This window comes from Chromobacterium alticapitis (assembly GCF_002924365.1).
GTDB lineage: Bacteria > Pseudomonadota > Gammaproteobacteria > Burkholderiales > Chromobacteriaceae > Chromobacterium > Chromobacterium alticapitis.
In genome coordinates this window covers 1-810 of record NZ_PQWB01000091.1, presented here as the reverse complement: position 1 = coordinate 810, position 810 = coordinate 1, and the positions used below count along the sequence as shown (strand labels likewise).

Annotated in this window: 1 protein-coding gene; it reads right to left on the bottom strand. The window is 47.5% G+C overall.

Annotation, left to right across the window (positions count from 1 at the left end):
• Nucleotides 1-161: 161 nt before the first annotated feature.
• Nucleotides 162-810 (bottom strand): acyltransferase (locus C2I19_RS16710; RefSeq protein ID WP_233201238.1); only part of this gene is annotated, 649 nt, incomplete at its 5' end.

Here is an 810-nt window from a genome sequence, read left to right as displayed (position 1 = left end):
GTGTCGTTGCGGACGCCTCTCATTGGATGCTTCCGTGGTTCGTTGGATGCTTGATTATACCAAATGGGTGGATGTTGGTTTTTCAACGGCCTGCTAAGCGCTAGCAAGAGCCACGGCCATGCCGTTGGAATGGCATCTGCATTTGCAAATCCGCACACAAACTAAACAAAGGCCTTCAATTCTGAAAGTTTCCGATAGCTTTCCATATCGCGATATCCCACAATTTTGGCCGGATTCCCTGCGACAATAGCTCCGCTCGGCACCGCACCTCTAACTACGGAACCCATGGATATGATAGCCCCGTCCCCAATGCTAGTTCCAGGCAAGATATTGACGTTAGCCCCGATCCACACACAATCACCGATGCTAACCGACTTGAGTATGTCATCATCGCCATAGGGAATGGAAAACGTGGATTTGTAGTTATGGTTAGATGAGAAAATAGTCAAACCCTTTCCTACATGGCAATATCTACCAAAAACCACCCCTCCATGCGCATTAATGTAGCACTCACCATTCATCACGGTGCCCTCTCCAAAAATTATCTTTTCAGGATGGGAAAAATGAAAATTCCACCAGACATCGGGACCAACGACAATGGCTCCGCCAGAGTATTGGCATCGAGAAAACAGCATTTCCCGATACCACCTCCTAGTGATTTTTTCCCGTACTTTTACCGAAATGCGGAAAATCAGCCTAAGCATGCCGTACCTCTTTAAGTAATCACGAAAAATTGATTTGAAACTTGTCGCCATAACCACCAAGCAGCGCCGAGATCTCTGCATCCAGCGTTTCGCGGGTCCACGTGAT